This is a genomic window from Aeromonas sp. 102P, assembly GCF_051920345.1.
Classification (GTDB): Bacteria; Pseudomonadota; Gammaproteobacteria; order Enterobacterales; family Aeromonadaceae; genus Aeromonas; species Aeromonas veronii.
Genome location: NZ_JBQBCZ010000001.1, coordinates 2,901,694 through 2,916,835 on the forward strand (window position 1 = coordinate 2,901,694; position 15,142 = coordinate 2,916,835).

Annotated in this window: 15 protein-coding genes; 4 read left to right on the forward strand and 11 right to left on the reverse strand. The window is 57.2% G+C overall.

Going from position 1 to position 15,142, the window contains the following annotated elements:
* Positions 1-86 precede the first annotated feature (86 nt).
* The 4 genes from ACTG1K_RS13575 (at position 87) to rsmF (ending at position 5,482) form a co-directional block, all read left to right on the forward strand.
* Positions 87-713, forward strand: coding sequence for a paraquat-inducible protein A (locus tag ACTG1K_RS13575; RefSeq protein WP_005333129.1), 627 nt, complete (start codon positions 87-89; stop codon positions 711-713).
* Positions 697-1,299 (forward strand): paraquat-inducible protein A, encoded by a 603-nt coding sequence (locus ACTG1K_RS13580; protein WP_150995855.1) that lies wholly within the window; start codon positions 697-699, stop codon positions 1,297-1,299. The genes ACTG1K_RS13575 and ACTG1K_RS13580 overlap by 17 nt, the downstream gene beginning before the upstream one ends.
* A gap of 55 nt (positions 1,300-1,354) precedes the next feature.
* Positions 1,355-3,907, forward strand: a complete 2,553-nt coding sequence (locus ACTG1K_RS13585; protein ID WP_440005719.1) for an MlaD family protein — start codon at positions 1,355-1,357, stop codon at positions 3,905-3,907.
* A gap of 144 nt (positions 3,908-4,051) precedes the next feature.
* On the forward strand, positions 4,052-5,482 hold the full coding sequence (rsmF, locus tag ACTG1K_RS13590; protein ID WP_440005721.1) for a 16S rRNA (cytosine(1407)-C(5))-methyltransferase RsmF: 1,431 nt from the start codon (positions 4,052-4,054) through the stop codon (positions 5,480-5,482).
* 226 nt (positions 5,483-5,708) lie between these two features.
* On the opposite strand, the gene ACTG1K_RS13595 is transcribed toward rsmF, so the two are convergent.
* From ACTG1K_RS13595 to fabD, 11 genes are all read right to left on the reverse strand, one after another.
* The gene (locus ACTG1K_RS13595) at positions 5,709-5,981 is read right to left on the reverse strand and encodes a RepB family protein (RefSeq protein ID WP_234829652.1); all 273 of its coding nucleotides are present in this window, start codon (positions 5,979-5,981) and stop codon (positions 5,709-5,711) included.
* A 172-nt stretch (positions 5,982-6,153) separates the two neighbouring features.
* Positions 6,154-7,095, reverse strand: a complete 942-nt coding sequence (locus ACTG1K_RS13600; RefSeq protein WP_425856708.1) for a site-specific integrase — start codon at positions 7,093-7,095, stop codon at positions 6,154-6,156.
* 372 nt (positions 7,096-7,467) lie between these two features.
* Positions 7,468-8,247 carry a TatD family hydrolase gene (locus tag ACTG1K_RS13605; RefSeq protein WP_040065514.1) on the reverse strand — a complete coding sequence of 260 codons (780 nt, stop codon included), beginning with the start codon at positions 8,245-8,247 and terminating at the stop codon, positions 7,468-7,470.
* A 25-nt stretch (positions 8,248-8,272) separates the two neighbouring features.
* Positions 8,273-9,220 (reverse strand): DNA polymerase III subunit delta', encoded by a 948-nt coding sequence (holB, locus tag ACTG1K_RS13610; RefSeq protein WP_069526838.1) that lies wholly within the window; start codon positions 9,218-9,220, stop codon positions 8,273-8,275.
* Entirely contained in the window at positions 9,205-9,846 is a 642-nt protein-coding gene (tmk, locus tag ACTG1K_RS13615; RefSeq protein WP_101531571.1) for a dTMP kinase, read from the reverse strand. The genes holB and tmk overlap by 16 nt, the downstream gene beginning before the upstream one ends.
* The gene (gene mltG, locus ACTG1K_RS13620; RefSeq protein WP_240533771.1) at positions 9,846-10,847 is read right to left on the reverse strand and encodes an endolytic transglycosylase MltG; all 1,002 of its coding nucleotides are present in this window, start codon (positions 10,845-10,847) and stop codon (positions 9,846-9,848) included. Before mltG ends, tmk begins: the two co-directional genes overlap by 1 nt.
* The gene (gene pabC / locus ACTG1K_RS13625) at positions 10,837-11,643 is read right to left on the reverse strand and encodes an aminodeoxychorismate lyase (protein WP_101531570.1); all 807 of its coding nucleotides are present in this window, start codon (positions 11,641-11,643) and stop codon (positions 10,837-10,839) included. Before pabC ends, mltG begins: the two co-directional genes overlap by 11 nt.
* 68 nt (positions 11,644-11,711) lie before the next feature.
* Positions 11,712-12,953 (reverse strand): beta-ketoacyl-ACP synthase II, encoded by a 1,242-nt coding sequence (gene fabF, locus ACTG1K_RS13630; protein WP_005360452.1) that lies wholly within the window; start codon positions 12,951-12,953, stop codon positions 11,712-11,714.
* An 82-nt stretch (positions 12,954-13,035) separates the two neighbouring features.
* Positions 13,036-13,272: an acyl carrier protein gene (gene acpP / locus ACTG1K_RS13635; RefSeq protein WP_005300909.1), complete on the reverse strand. Its 237-nt coding sequence runs from the start codon at positions 13,270-13,272 to the stop codon at positions 13,036-13,038.
* A gap of 158 nt (positions 13,273-13,430) precedes the next feature.
* Positions 13,431-14,165: a 3-oxoacyl-ACP reductase FabG gene (fabG, locus tag ACTG1K_RS13640; RefSeq protein ID WP_005351850.1), complete on the reverse strand. Its 735-nt coding sequence runs from the start codon at positions 14,163-14,165 to the stop codon at positions 13,431-13,433.
* A gap of 13 nt (positions 14,166-14,178) precedes the next feature.
* Positions 14,179-15,114, reverse strand: a complete 936-nt coding sequence (gene fabD, locus ACTG1K_RS13645) for an ACP S-malonyltransferase (RefSeq protein ID WP_111901117.1) — start codon at positions 15,112-15,114, stop codon at positions 14,179-14,181.
* Between the last annotated feature and the right edge of the window lie 28 nt (positions 15,115-15,142).

Here is a 15,142-nt window from a genome sequence, read left to right on the forward strand (position 1 = left end):
ATACTTTCGTAACATTCCGGCCGCAGGCAAGACAGGAAACCGGTTTTAGGGTAAATTTCACCAATTCCTTCAACAGGTTGAATTGTATGATGGAGCCCGGTTCCGTGATTGTCTGTCCGGCGTGCGACTTGCTGATCCAGCGCAAAGCACTGCCGCTGCGTCGCCATGCCCACTGCCCGCGTTGTCACCAACATCTCTATGGCCGTTATGCCTTTCGTCCCTCCCAGTTGATGGCCCTGACCATCACCGGATTTCTGCTGCTGCCCTCCGCATTTTTTGAGCCGCTGATCTATCTGCGGCTGGCTGGGGTCAACACCGATGCCGACCTGCTGCGCGGTATCCTGGTGCTGTTTGGCGAAGGTGAATGGTGGGTAGCCAGCCTGGTGCTCTGGTGCGCGGTGTTGGCGCCAGTGGGGTTGTTGGCGGGGATCTTTGCGCTGGCTTCGGGTCTGGCCAAACGTTGGCACATTCTTCCCGTCACCTTGAAGCTGGTCGAGGTGTTTCGCCACTGGGCCATGCTGGAGGTCTATATCGTCAGCTTGCTGGTTGCCCTGTTCAAACTGATCGACATCGCCGATGTGCGCCTCGGTGGCGGCTTGCTCAGTCTCGGTATTTTGATGCTGCTCAACATGACCCTGCTGATCCTGTTTGACCCCGCCCCCTACTGGGCGCGGATCCCGTTAAAGGAGCCGGAACATGACCAACGCCCGTGAGATGGGGCTCTGCCGCTGCCATACCTGTGGTTTGCTGGTGCGCTATCAAGCCGGGGCAGTCTGCCCCCGTTGCAGCAGCAAATTGCAGGTGCGCATTCCCCGCTCCCTCGCCTGGTCGTGGGGCTTGCTGGCACTCGCCACCTTCATGTTGTTGCCTGCCAATCTGTTGCCCATAACCCATTTCTACAACAAGGGGTTACTGCAGTCAGATACCATCTTCAGCGGTATCATGATGCTCTATCGCAGCAAAATGAGCGGGATTGCCACCATAGTTCTCACCGCCAGCATACTGGTGCCGGTGGGAAAAATATTGGGGCTGGGCTGGATCTGCTGGCAGTTGCAGCGGGCCAAACCGGTGCGGCGCAAGCGCCAACTGGTGATGTATCGGGTGATCGATTTTATCGGTCGCTGGTCGATGCTGGACTTGTTCGTGATTTCGCTGATGGTGGCACTGGTCGATCGGGGTGTACTGCTGAGTGTCCGCGCAGGCCCGGGGGCCACCGCCTTTGCCGGTGTGGTCGTGCTGACCATGATGTCGGCCCGCATGCTCGATACCCGTTTACTGTGGGACAAGGCGGCCCGTTGATGATTTCTCTGTTTTTGTCTGATGTGCTGTTTAATCCAGCCAATAAGGAGTCACTATGATCGGGGCTGAACCCGTCATCGAAAAGCGCCGCTGGTTATCGCCGGTCTGGCTGTTACCCCTGATAGCCCTGCTGCTGGCAGGTGGCTTTCTCTATCAGCAGGTATTGAGCCGTGGCCAGCTTATCCAGATCAACTTCGCCCAGGGCAACGGCATCTTGCCGGGTAAAACCCAGGTTCGTTATCAGGGGGTGGCCATCGGTGTGGTACAGGAGCTGGAGCTGGCTGAAGATGGCCGCAAGATTGCGGTGATGGCCAAGATTGACAGCCGTGCCAGACCGCTGATCCGCAAGGGATCCGACTTCTGGCTGGTGAGCCCCAAGGCGTCGCTCACCGAGATCTCTGGCCTCGATACCCTGGTCTCCGGCAACTACATCAACCTGCAACCGGGGCGTGAAAGCAATCCGCTGGAGGAGACCTTCGATGCACTGGAGGGCCCTCCTCCCGGCTATCAGGCTCAGGGGCGCATGCTGCACCTGACCGCCGATTCGCTGGGTTCGGTTGGGATTGGCGCCAAGCTCTATTTCCGCGGTATCGAGGTGGGCAGCGTCATCAATACCCGTCTGGGTCAGGACAACCAGAACGTCATTCTGGATCTGGTGATCGAGCCGCGTTTCGAGCATCTGGTCAAAGCTGATACCCGCTTCTGGAATATCAGCGGTATCAAGGGCTCCTTCAGTCTGGCCGGGGTGAGCGTGGAGGCTGGCAGCCTCACCTCCATTCTGAGCGGCGGCATTGCCTTTGACTCACCTAAAGATTCACCAGAGCCGGAGAAGGGACAGACTTTCGTCCTCTATAAAGGGCTTGCGGAAGCGGCGCGTGGCGAGCGTATCGACATTGCGGCTGGCGATCTTCCGGTCAAGGAGGGGATGCCCATCCTCTATGAGGGGATCGAGATTGGTCGTATCGACCCCATTCGCCTTACCGATAAAGGCCGGGTGGTAACGGCGCTGATCAACCCAGAGCAGGCCTATCGCATTACCGACAAGAGTCAACTGGTGTGGGAGAGCGTCTCCCTCTCCGCGACCGGCGTGCAGCATGCAGATCGCCTGCTCTCCGGCCCGGCCATTCGCCTCGACTATGTGGCGGGCAAACCGGTACAGAAGATGACCCTGACCGATCGCGCGCCCCAGAGCGGAACCAAGGTGACGCTGCAGGCTGACGATCTGGCGGGGCTCAATCAGGATGCACCTGTCTGGTACAAAGGATTGCAGGTGGGCCGTATCAGCCAGCTCACCCTGGATGCGCGCGGCAATGCCAGCGTCGAGCTGGTGATGGCGCCGAACTATGGCCACCTGCTCAATCATGCCCGCTTCTATCGCGCAGCCCCGTTGCAGATCGATGCCGATCTGAGCGGCATCAAAGTAGAAACCAGTCCGGCCAGTGCCTGGTTGGGGGGCGGGATCAAGCTGGTACAAGCCAGCCGTGGCGAGCGGATTAACCGTCTCTACCCGAGTCAGGAGCTGGCACTGCTCGGCACCCGTAATGCCAAGCCCCAGCGCTGGTTGCTCAAGGCAGATCAGGCCGATGGCATTGGCATTGGCTCGCCTGTGCTTTATCTGGGGCTGGAAGCGGGCATGGTCAAACAGCTGCGCGCCGCCAAAGAGGGGGTCGAGATCGAACTCGAGATTGATGGAGTCTATGCTCCCCTCCTCGCCCAACAACCCCAATTCTGGAAAAAACCGGCCATCGACACCAAGGTGCGGGTCGATGGGGTGCAAGTCAAGGTGGGTAACCTCGGTACCCTGCTGCGTGGCGCCATCGAGTTCGATCGGTTGGCCAATGGCCGCAGTAGCCATCAACTGTTCGATTCCAGGGAGCAAGCCAAGGCCAAGGTGCGCCAGCTGTCACTGGTGGCAGAGAGCAATCCGGGGCTCGGGATTGGCAGCCCGATCCGCTATCGTGGTGTCGATATCGGCAAAATTGAAGAGATCGAGCTGGAGCCGTCACTGGGTCAGGTGATCTTCAAGGCGGAACTCGATGGCCACTATGCCGAGCGTTTCCTGCAGTCCGGAGCCCGCTTTACTCTGGTGCAAGCCAAGCTGGGATTAGGCGGCGTTGCGCACCTCGATACCCTGATCAAGGGGGCATTTGTAGAGGCACAACCGGGTAAAGGCGCTGGCAAAGATCGCTTCCCCTTGAGTCAGGTCGGCCCGGTGGGTCTGGCCCTGACCCTCAAGAGCCCCTCCGTCAATGGCCTGAGCGTCGGCAGCCCGCTGCTGTTTCGCAAGATGGTGGTGGGCAGTGTCACCAGGGTGGCGCTGGCTCGGGATGGTAGCGAGGTGGTGATCGACGTTAACGTCGATCAGGAGTATGCCCATCTGGTGCGGGCAAACTCCCGTTTCTGGAATGTCTCCGGGGTCAAGGCGGATATCGGGTTGACTGGCGGCACCATCGAAGTGGAGACGGTGCAGAGCCTGCTGGCTGGCGGCATCGCCTTCAATACGCCGGAGAGAGAGATGGGGGCGACCGTCAAGGCGGGGCATAGCTATCCGCTCTATGGCAAAGCCGAGAAAGAGTGGCTGGAGTGGAGTCCACGTATCCAGCCCTGATCTCTTCCCTTTGTATCTCATCCAAGCCCGGCACAGTGCCGGGCTTTTTTATATTCCGGTGCCTGTTGATGGGGTTCAGATTCAGAATATTCTTAGCCTTGTGGTAGGATATCGCCCCTCTTTTTCGGTCAACGAGACGGCACAGTGCACGACAACACCTTCCTTCCCGATTACTTTTTACGCCACATTGCGGCCATCATGCCGGCCCATCTCTCGATGGATGAGTTTGTGGCCAGTTGTCGACGTCCGCTGCGCCGCAGCATTCGGGTCAATACCTTGAAGATCGCCGTCTCGGATTTCGTCGCCCTGATGGAGCCACTGGGTTGGCAGCTCGACCCTGTGCCCTGGTGTGATACCGGCTTCTGGCTGACCCGCAGCGATGAAACTGTCCCCCTTGGCAACACCGCCGAGCACTTGAGCGGGCTCTTCTACATTCAGGAAGCGAGCTCCATGCTGCCGGTGACGGCACTCTTTGCCAGCGACAAGATCAAAGCGGATGGCATGTTGCTGGATGCAGCGGCGGCCCCCGGCTCCAAGACCACCCAGATAGCCGCCTTGATGAACAATCAGGGGATGCTGGTTGCCAACGAGTTTTCCAGCAGCCGGTTGAAAGTGCTTAGCGCCAATATCCAGCGCTGCGGCGTGACCAATGTGGGGATGACCCATTTTGATGCCAAGGTATTTGGCCAGTGGTTGCCGGAGACCTTCGATGCCATCCTGCTCGATGCCCCCTGCTCCGGTGAAGGTACGGTGCGCAAGGATGAAGATGCGCTGCGCAACTGGAGTATCGAGAGCATCGACGAGATCGCGGCGGTGCAGCAGGGGCTGCTGGAGAGTGCCTTCCATGCCTTGAAACCGGGTGGCGTACTGGTCTACTCCACTTGCACCTTGAGTGAGCAGGAGAATCAGGCGGTCTGCCAATCCCTGCTGGACAAGTTTGGCGATGCCTTGAGTTTTGACTCGCTGGCTGACCTGTTCCCCCATGCAGAGCAGGCCTGTACATCCGAAGGATACCTGCATGTTTGGCCCCAGATCTTCGACAGTGAGGGCTTTTTCGTCGCCAGATTACGCAAGCATCACTCGGTGCCCAACACCATGTTCAAGCCGGGCAAGCTGGGTAAATTCCCTTTTGCGCCGCTTCCTGCCAAAGAGGCGGAACCCATGTTGCGCGAGATCGAAGCCAACTTCGGGGTGGCACCGCAGGGTCAGCTGTTTGGCCGCAATGACGAGATCTGGCTCTTCCCCCAGCTGTTTGATCAGGTGCAGGGCAAGCTGCGTTTCGATCGCATCGGCATCAAGTTGGCAGAAACCTTCAAGAAAGGCTATCGCCTCACTCATGAGTGGGCACTGGCCTATGGCGATAAAGCGAGCAAGGGCGTGGTCGAGCTGGATAGCGCCAATGCGCGGGAATTCATGATGGGGCGGGACGTCTGGCCAGAGCAGGATGCGGGCACTGGCGAGGTGATCGTCCGCTATCAGGGACATACCCTGGGGATGGGGAAATGGGTGGGTAGTCGGGTCAAGAATGCCCTCCCCCGCGAGCTGGTGCGTGACAACAATCTGTTCAATGCGTAGTGGGCCGTTCGGTGCATAAGCACTTGAACGAGTCTGAAATACCCACACTCTGGTTGAACTTTTCTTCGGATCTTGAAAAGCCTTGAGCCTTGTCTAAGCTTAAGGCAATCCGAACACCAGTTAGCGCACGGCTCTGCAAGGAGCCAATTCCCCTATGCCAGGTACAAGGAATTCGTACCTGGCTTTTTTTATCTCTTCACGTATCGCTGTTACTTCACTCTTGTGTCTATTCAACGGTCTCTTCGACCTGTGTGGTGACTCTGTTTTCAAACGGAGGTTCTCTACCCAGCTCATGTTGGTAGAGCAGATCGATCGCCTGCTCGATGAGTGATGCCTGACTGTCTTCGAGATGAAGACCCAGTGCGGCCAATCGTTCGGCGTGGCGATTGCTGATCCAGCATTGCAGCCGGGTATGGGTCTCCTGCTTGCGTTTTACATGTTGGCGCTGCCGCTCGGCATTGTTTTGGGGCCCCGCCTCTTGCTCTTCACGCCCTGTCATTTCTTGGCTCATATGTCCTTGCGATATTACGTTTCCGAGTTTGTTATCTCTCATCACATGCCATTATCCATAGGAAGATGCCCTTCCACCTTGGGCTGCTGGCTGCACGGCAAATATATCATCAGATCAACAAGATATCATTTAACATAAAAAATGAAGTGACGCAGTTGTGTCAAAGCAAGCCATCAAGGGCATGATCGGAGAATTTGTGGGCGTCATCGAAGTACTCCTGCAGGGTTCGCATATCCTTGTGGCGAGTGACTTCAATGATCTTGTTCATCGGCTTTCCGGCAGTTACAGCAGAGGTGATAAATCCACGGCGCAGGCTATGGCCACTGACGTAGAGATCGTCGATGGTTTGGCCGGTTCGCCGCTTGATCATCAGATTGATGCCCTGGGGGCCGAGTGGTTCAGCCATCAGTTGACCCCAGCGGTTCATGCGCCGAAACAGCGGCCCCTCGCTGATCCGGCTTTTGTGTAGCCATTTTTGCAGTGCCGACACGGGGCAATAGTGTTTGCCCGGAATCAAGGCTATCTCGGTTTCATGCAGCTGATGCTTGCTCGGTTTGAGGCGAAGGCGGATCCCCTGCCCCACAAAATCGAGATCGCTCACCTCAATTCGGGCCGCTTCCGAGCGGCGCAAGGCGCCACTGAACATCAAGAGCAGCAGGGTGTGATCACGCAAACCAGCCAGATCACCGGTGTCGATGCCATCCAGCACCTGGGTCAATGGTTGCAGCGTCAGGGCGCCGGTTTTGTGTTTACGGTTATCCCCCAACCTGACAATGCCGCGCATCATCTCCTTGATTTCGGGATGTTCGGTGGGCATGGGATGAATGCCTTTCTGCTTGAAGGCATAACGGATCCCGGCAAGCCGTCTCACCAGGGTTGCCGGTTTACGAGGTTCACCGTTGCGCAGCTCCCCTTTTCCCTCCTCTTTATCCAGCCATACCCAGTCGGCCAATACGCCATCGGCCTGATCAGCGAGAAAGTTCATGATGTCGTGATGAGTGGTTTGTAGCGGATCCAGCCCGTGCAATTGGCACCAGAAGACAAAAATACGGGTATCCGCCTGATAGGCATTGAGGGTGGAATCAGCTTTTGCACTGCGCAAAAAGCGGCGTGCCCGACTATTAAGCTGTGCATCGAAAACAGTCTGCAGTGACTGATGAGCTGGATACGACAAGGATGGATATGCCACGGAACTCTATGATTCATATGAATTTTGAGAGGATCTTACAGGATCCTCCACATACATCAAGTATCGATAATGAATATTATCGATACTTAGAACATCTTGTTTTAATGCCCTTTAACCACGCTGAATAAAAGAAACATAGGAATATCATTCAACCCAGTTTGGCAGAAACGAAAAAGTAAAATTGGCAGGAAGAAGTGAGAGATAACGCAAGGCGGTGTTGATATTCAGGTGGGTAATCAGCTTGGTATTTGAAATATAAAAGCCCCGAGCAACGGGGCTTATGTGTTATTTTTTCGCCAGTTTGAATAGTTCAAAGAAATTTCGGCTGGTGGCTTCTGCCAATTCATTAAGCGGAATATGACGCAGATCGGCAATAAACTGCGCAACGTCTCGCACAAAGGCGGGTTCGTTCTCCCTCCCCCGATGCGGCACGGGGGCAAGATAGGGCGAGTCGGTTTCGACCAGCAATCTGTCGAGGGGAAGTGCCTTGACCACCTCTTGCAGTGCAGACGCATTTTTGAAGGTGGCGATCCCGGAGATGGAGATATAGAACCCCATCGCCATCGCCGCTTGCGCCATCTCGAGGGATTCGGTGAAGCAGTGCAGCACACCGCCGACCTGATCAGCGCCCTCTTCTCGCATGATCTGCAAGGTATCTTGCTGGGCATCGCGAGTGTGGATGATCAGCGGCTTGTTCAGCGCGCGAGCAACCCGGATATGTTCGCGGAAAGAAGCTTGCTGCACTTCCTTGTTCTCGGGGGAGTAGAAGTAGTCGAGCCCGGTCTCACCGATGGCGATCACTCTTTCGTCCGCCGCCTGAGTAAGCAGCAAGGCTGCATCCACCCCGGGTTCCTGATTGAGCGGGTGTACCCCGCAAGAGGCAAACACTTGGGGATAAGGTGCGATCGCCTCGAGCATGGTCGGGAACTGTGCCTGAGTCACACTAACACAGAGAAAGTATCCCACGTCCAGTTTCGCGGCCTTTGCCAGTACATCAGCCATGCTGGTCTGCTTGCTGCCATAGCTGAGGCGATCGAGATGACAGTGGGAATCAACGAGTAACATATAAAACCTTTCTGCTTGTCGGTACTTATAACCAGCGACTGAGCCAGTTCATCAGATGGATGGTGGGATTGGAGAGCTGACCCGGCTGACATGCCGCTTTCAGGGCAACCAGATCTTGTTCTGCCTCCAGCAGTTTTTCGCTGGAGTGCTGCTCCGCCAACCGTTGACTCAAGATGGCCAGATCAGGCATTGCCAGCTGATGGTGACCACATCCGGCCTGGGTTTTCAGGGCATCGCACAAGAAGAGCTGCAACCAGTGCAACCTGACCTGCGTCTCCTGACCAAGCTGGCTGCACAATGCCGTCGCCTTGACCGGACTTTGACTCAGGGCGACAAACTGTTCCAGCAGTTCGCGGCGAGTACCGTCCTGTTGCTGCTCGATATAGTCGAGTACCCGCAGCGGGGCCCCCTGACAGATCCGCACCTGAGCCAGAGTGGCCTGATGACCCTGCTCGGCCAACCAGCGTACTGTTTCCCCTTCCGCAGGCAACTGACAGACATGTTTGTGACAGCGACTGAGAATGGTGGGAAGCAACCGGGAAACCTGGGAGGCAATCAGCAACAGCAAGCTGTCGCCGGCCGGCTCTTCCAGGGTTTTCAGCAGGGCATTGGCTGCTGATTCGGTCATCCGTTCCGCATCAGGAATGATCACCACCTTGCCACGGCCGAGCTGGGCAGAGCCCTGCAGCCGGGTGCAGATCTCGCGAATAGCCTCGACCCCGATGGTCTTGCTGTCACGAGTTATGGTGCCGAGATCCGGGTGGTTGCCCTTGTCAAACAGTTGGCAGGAGTGGCACTGACCACACGGTTCTCCGCGATCAGGTTGCTGGCAAAGGTGCAAACGCGCCAGCCGCTCGGCCAGCTGCTCCTTGCCAAGACCGGGATCGCCCAGCAACAACCAGGCGTGGCCGAGACGACCGGACTGGGCCGTCTGGCTCAGGGCATGCCAGTCGGGGATCAGCCAGGGATACATAGCGGCTCGTTCGACAGATAGTGATCCAATGCACACTCGATGGCAGCTTTGACCTGTTCCGGCGTTTGCGCCGCATCGATCACCACAATGGAATCATCCTTGGCGGCCAGTTCGAGATAACGAGTTCGGGTACGCTCGAAGAAGCTCAGTTGCTCCAGTTCTATGCGATCCAGCTCGCCGCGATGGCGGGCGCGCTGCAAGCCAAGGGCAGGATCGATATCGAGATAGAGGGTGAGATCCGGCTTGAAGTTGCCGAGCACCGCCTGCTTGATGGCTCCGATAAGCTGGGCATCGATACCACGGCCGCCCCCCTGATAGGCCTGGGAGGAGAGATCGTGGCGATCCCCCACCACCCAGATACCATCGGCCAGTGCCGGCTTGATGCGGGTCTCCACCAGTTGTACCCGGGAGGCATACATCAGCAGCAATTCCGCCTCGATGGTGAGGCGCTCGTCGTGCACCTCTTTGACGATAGCCCGCATCCGCTCGGCCAGTGGCGTACCACCCGGCTCGCGGGTGCACTCGATCCGGTTGATGCCGTGACGCTGCAGATAGTCGGTCACATAACGCACGGCCGAGCTCTTCCCTGCCCCTTCCAATCCTTCGATCACAATAAATTTAGACATTAGGGTTTCTTCAATATGTATTCGCGAACCGCCCGATTATGTTCATCGAGGGTCTTGGAGAAATAGTGGGCACCGCCCCCCTTGGCGACAAAATAGAGATAATCGGTCGACTTGGGGTTAAGCGCAGCTTCGATGGAGGCCTTGCCCGGCATGGCAATAGGCGTGGGCGGCAGACCATCGATCACATAGGTGTTGTAGGGATTCTTGTCGGTCAGATCGCTGCGGCGAATGTTGCCATCGTAGCGATCTTTCACCCCGTAAATGACGGTGGGATCGGTTTGCAACTTCATGCCCAGACGCAGTCGATTGACAAACACCGAGGCGATCTGCGCCCGCTCGTCCGGCTGGCCGGTCTCTTTCTCGATGATGGAAGCCATGATCAACGCCTCGTAGGGGGTCTTGTAAGGCAGGTTGGCCTGACGTTTCTCCCAGCTCTGCTGCAGGAAAGTCTCCATATCCTGATGGGCGCGACGCAGGATCGAGAGATCGCTGGCATGGGTGGTATAGGCATAGGTTTCCGGCAGGAACCACCCCTCCAGCTTGCCATTCTCGATGCCGAGCTCCTGCGCCAGGTCGGCTTCGGATTGCTCGACGGTCAATCGCTCAAGGTATGGGGCACTGGAGAGTTGCTTCTGCCAATCCTCGAAACGGGAACCTTCGACGAAGGTGAGGCTAAAGTGAAACTCCTTGCCCGATGCGAACAGTGAGAGGGTCTCCTTGAGAGGGGCCCCTTCCTTGATTTCGTAGGTGCCCGATTTGATGGCCACCAGTTCGGGGTGGCTGCGCAGCCAAAGCCGCACCGCCCAGGGGCTGGTTTCCCCCTCCCCAAGTTCGGCGATCAGGCGCGCCGCATGGGCGCCCTTCTCCACCGTAAAGAGCCGGGTCGGCCCCTTGTTGGTGAGCGTCTCTACCTGTTGCAATTTGTAATGTACATAGCCCCCGGCTGCGGCTACCGTCAGTGCCGCCCCCGCGAGCAGGGTGTAAAGCCGATTAAACTTCAATGACCAAACGCTCCTGTAAACGGCGACTCAATACCGCTGTGGGATAGTGAATATCCTCGATGCCATTGACCGGCACGACCCCCATCAGGGTATTGGTGAGCCACACCTCTTCCGCCTGCCATAGTGACTCCAGCGGAGCCTCTACCACACGCAACTCAATACTCATCTGTTTCAACATCGCCATCACCTGGCGGCGCATGATGCCATCGACACCACCGCGGGCGAGATCGGGCGTAAACACCGTCTTGCCCCGACGCCAAAACAGATTGGCACTGACCCCTTCAATGAGAAAACCGCGACTGTTAAGCACTATCCCTTCGACTGCATTTCGGCTGACAAGTTCGCTTTTCAGCAATACCTGCTCCAGACGATTCAAGGTTTTAAGCCCGGCCAGCATGGGGGCATCACCGATCCGCTGGCGGCACACCACCATCTCGATCCCCTCCTGTTGCCACTGGCCATAGTGAGTGGGAAATGGCGCTAGACTGACAATCCGGGTCGTGTGCTGACATCCGCTGCCATCATAGCCCCGCCCCCCCTCGCCGCGGGTCAGGATCACCTTGGCCACGCATTGTGGCTGCTCGGCCACCATCTCTTCAACCTCCCGGGTCAAGAGATCCCAGTCCGGTTCAACCAATCCCAGCCGGCTATTGGTCTGTTGCAGTCGAGCCAGATGCGCTGGCCACAGCAATACCTGTCCTTCTCTCACCGCCATGGTGGTGAAATGACCGTCACCATAAGCCAGCCCCCGATCATGGGCCGAGATGGTATCAAGCTTCACGCCATTGATAAGCAAAGGGATCCCTCCGATAAAAAAGGCCCGATACCGGCAGTATCGGGCCTGTGTCTTTGCCCTGCGGCAAATTATACGCGTTTGAAGATCAGTGAGCCATTGGTGCCGCCAAAACCAAACGAGTTGGAAAGGGCGTACTCGAAGCTGCCTGGCTTGGCCACATGGGGCACCAGATCCAGATCGCACTCATCATCCGGGTTGTCCAGGTTGATGGTGGGTGGAGCCACCTGATCACGCAGAGCCAACACAGTGATGATCGCCTCGATGGCACCGGCTGCACCCAGCAGGTGGCCGGTCATGGACTTGGTGGAGCTGACCATCAGGGATTTGGCGTGCTCACCAAACACCGACTTCATGCCACGCAGCTCGGCCACATCACCCAGCGGGGTGGAGGTACCATGCGCGTTGATGTAACCAATCTGCTCGGGGGCAATGCCCGCATCCTTGATGGCATTTTTCATGGCGCGGGCGCCACCGTTGCCATCTGCAGGAGGCGCAGTCATGTGGTACGCGTCACCGCTCATGCCAAAACCGACCAGCTCGGCGTAGATCTTGGCGCCACGGGCCTTGGCGTGTTCGTACTCTTCCAGTACCAGTACACCGGCACCGTCACCCAGCACGAAACCATCGCGATCTTTATCCCACGGACGGCTCGCTTTTTGCGGCTCGTCGTTGCGGTTGGAGAGTGCCTTGGCGGCAGCAAAACCCCCCATCCCCATCGCGGTGGAGGCTTTCTCGGCACCGCCGGCGACCATCACGTCGGCATCACCGTAAGCGATCATCCGGCCAGCCATGCCGATGGCATGGGTACCCGTGGTACAGGCGGTAGTCACGGCGATGTTCGGCCCTTGCAGACCTTTCATGATAGACAGATGACCGGACACCATATTGATGATGGTGGACGGAACGAAGAAGGGACTGATCTTGCGCGGGCCGCCGTTGACCAAGCTTTCGTGGTTCTGTTCAATCAGACCCAGACCGCCGATACCGGAGCCAATCGCCACGCCGACACGTTCGGCATTCTCTTCATTGATGGTCAGGCCGGAATCATCCAGCGCCTGCATACCGGCCGCGATGCCGTATTGAATGAAGAGATCCATCTTGCGAGCGTCTTTACGGTTGATACCGTACTGCTCGGGATCGAAATCCTTGACCAGACCTGCGAAGCGGGTTGCAAACTCGCTGGCATCAAAGTGTTCGATAAGGGAAATGCCGCTCTGCCCGTTGAGCAGTGCTTGCCAGCTGGATTCGGCAGTGTTACCCACCGGGGAAAGCATCCCCAAGCCGGTCACCACGACTCTGCGTTTTGACACTGAGGTAGTCTCCGAGAGGTGTTTTGAAAAGGAACAAATACGAAAGAAGCGGCCCTTGGGCCGCTTCTTTCAGAACAGGAACTTATTCCTGATTAGCGGTGATGTAGTCGATAGCCGCTTGAACAGTGGTGATCTTCTCGGCTTCTTCATCAGGAATTTCGGTATCGAATTCTTCTTCCAGCGCCATTACCAGTTCAACGGTATCCAAAGAGTCAGCGCCCAGGTCGTCGACGAAGGAGGCAGCGTTCTTGACGTCTTCCTCTTTAACACCCAGTTGTTCGATGATGATTTTCTTTACGCGTTCTTCGATGTTGCTCATGACCTGAATTTTCCTTTAAAAATACGCTATTTGCGTCTGGTTGGGGTAGTTTATTCAATTGACGTGAGTTTGCAAGTAGCTTGCCGCTGGTCAAACCACGAAATGTGCCAAACTTCGGCGTACTATCGCAAATTTGAACAGATCTTACGACAAATTGATTACACCATGTACATCCCGCCATTAACATGCAGGGTTTCGCCGGTGATATAGGCTGCTTCATCAGAAGCCAAGAATACCACAGCTGCGGCAATTTCTTTTGGATCACCCAAACGGGCGGCAGGCACCTGACTCATGATGCCGGCACGTTGATCGTCATTCAGGGCACGGGTCATGTCGGTTTCGATGAAACCGGGGGCAACCGCGTTCACTGTGATACCACGGGATGCCACTTCCCGCGCCAACGATTTGGTAAAACCAACCAGACCGGCCTTGGCGGCAGCATAGTTGACCTGACCGGCATTGCCCATGGTTCCCACCACGGAGCCAATGCTGATGATGCGACCGTGACGTTTCTTCATCATGGCACGCAACACCGGTTTGCTCAGACGGTAAAGCGAGGTCAGATTGGTATCGATGATCTCGTTCCACTCGTCATCTTTCATCCGCATCAACAGGTTGTCACGGGTGATCCCCGCGTTGTTGATCAGGATGTCGATGTCGCCAAAGCGCGCCTTGATGGCGGCGAAGACGGCTTCGATGGATTCCTGGCTGGTCACGTTCAGTGCCATGCCGCAACCATTGTCGCCCAGATAGGCGCTGATCGCCTCGGCACCGCTCTCGCTGGTCGCCGTACCGACCACTTTCGCGCCACGGGCCACGAATGTTTCGGCAATCGCACGGCCGATGCCACGACTGGCACCGGTCACCAACACAACCTTATCGGTAAAGCTCATCTCTTGCTCCTGTTTACTTGATCTGGGCCAGCGCCTGCTCGAAAGAGGCTGCATCGTTGGCGTGAATACCTTCCACGCGCTTGTCGATGCGCTTGGCGAGCCCGGTCAACACTTTGCCCGGTCCCATCTCGATCTCGAGGGTAACCCCCTCATTGGCCATCCGCTCGACAGTCTCGGTCCAACGAACCGGGCTGAACAGCTGACGTACCAGCGCTTGCTTGATGGCGGCCGGATCCTGTTCACAGGATACGTCGACATTATTGATGACCGCGATGGTTGGAACCTTGATCTCGATCCCGTCCAGCGCAGCTGCCAGTTTTTCTGCGGCAGGTTTCATCAGCGCGCAGTGAGACGGCACGGAGACCGGCAGCGGCAGCGCACGCTTGGCGCCCGACTCTTTCATCAGCACGTTGGCGCGCTCAACGGCCTCTTTGTGACCGGCGATAACCACCTGGCCCGGGGAGTTGAAGTTGACCGGAGAGACCACCTGCCCCTCTGCCGCTTTTTCGCAGTTGGCGGCGATGGATTCGTTATCCAGACCGATGATGGCCGCCATGGCGCCGGTGCCTTCCGGTACCGCTTCCTGCATGGCCAGACCACGCAGCTCGACCAGTTTGACCGCATCGGCAAAATCGAGTGCGCCGCTGCAAACCAGCGCGGAGTACTCACCCAGGCTGTGACCCGCCATCATGGCAGGCGTTGCCCCACCCTGCTGTTGCCACAGGCGCCACAGGGCGACAGAGGCTGTCAGCAGCGCAGGCTGGGTGCGCCAAGTTTTGTTCAGATCTTCAACCGGACCATTCATCACCAGGGCAAACAGGTCATAACCCAGCACCTGACTCGCCTCGGCGAAGGTCTCCTTGATCACGGCATGTTGTTCGGCCAGCTCGGCCAGCATGCCAACGGACTGGGAACCTTGTCCCGGGAAGGCAATGGCAAATTGGGTCATCATTGATTCCTTTTAGATAAGACAAAAA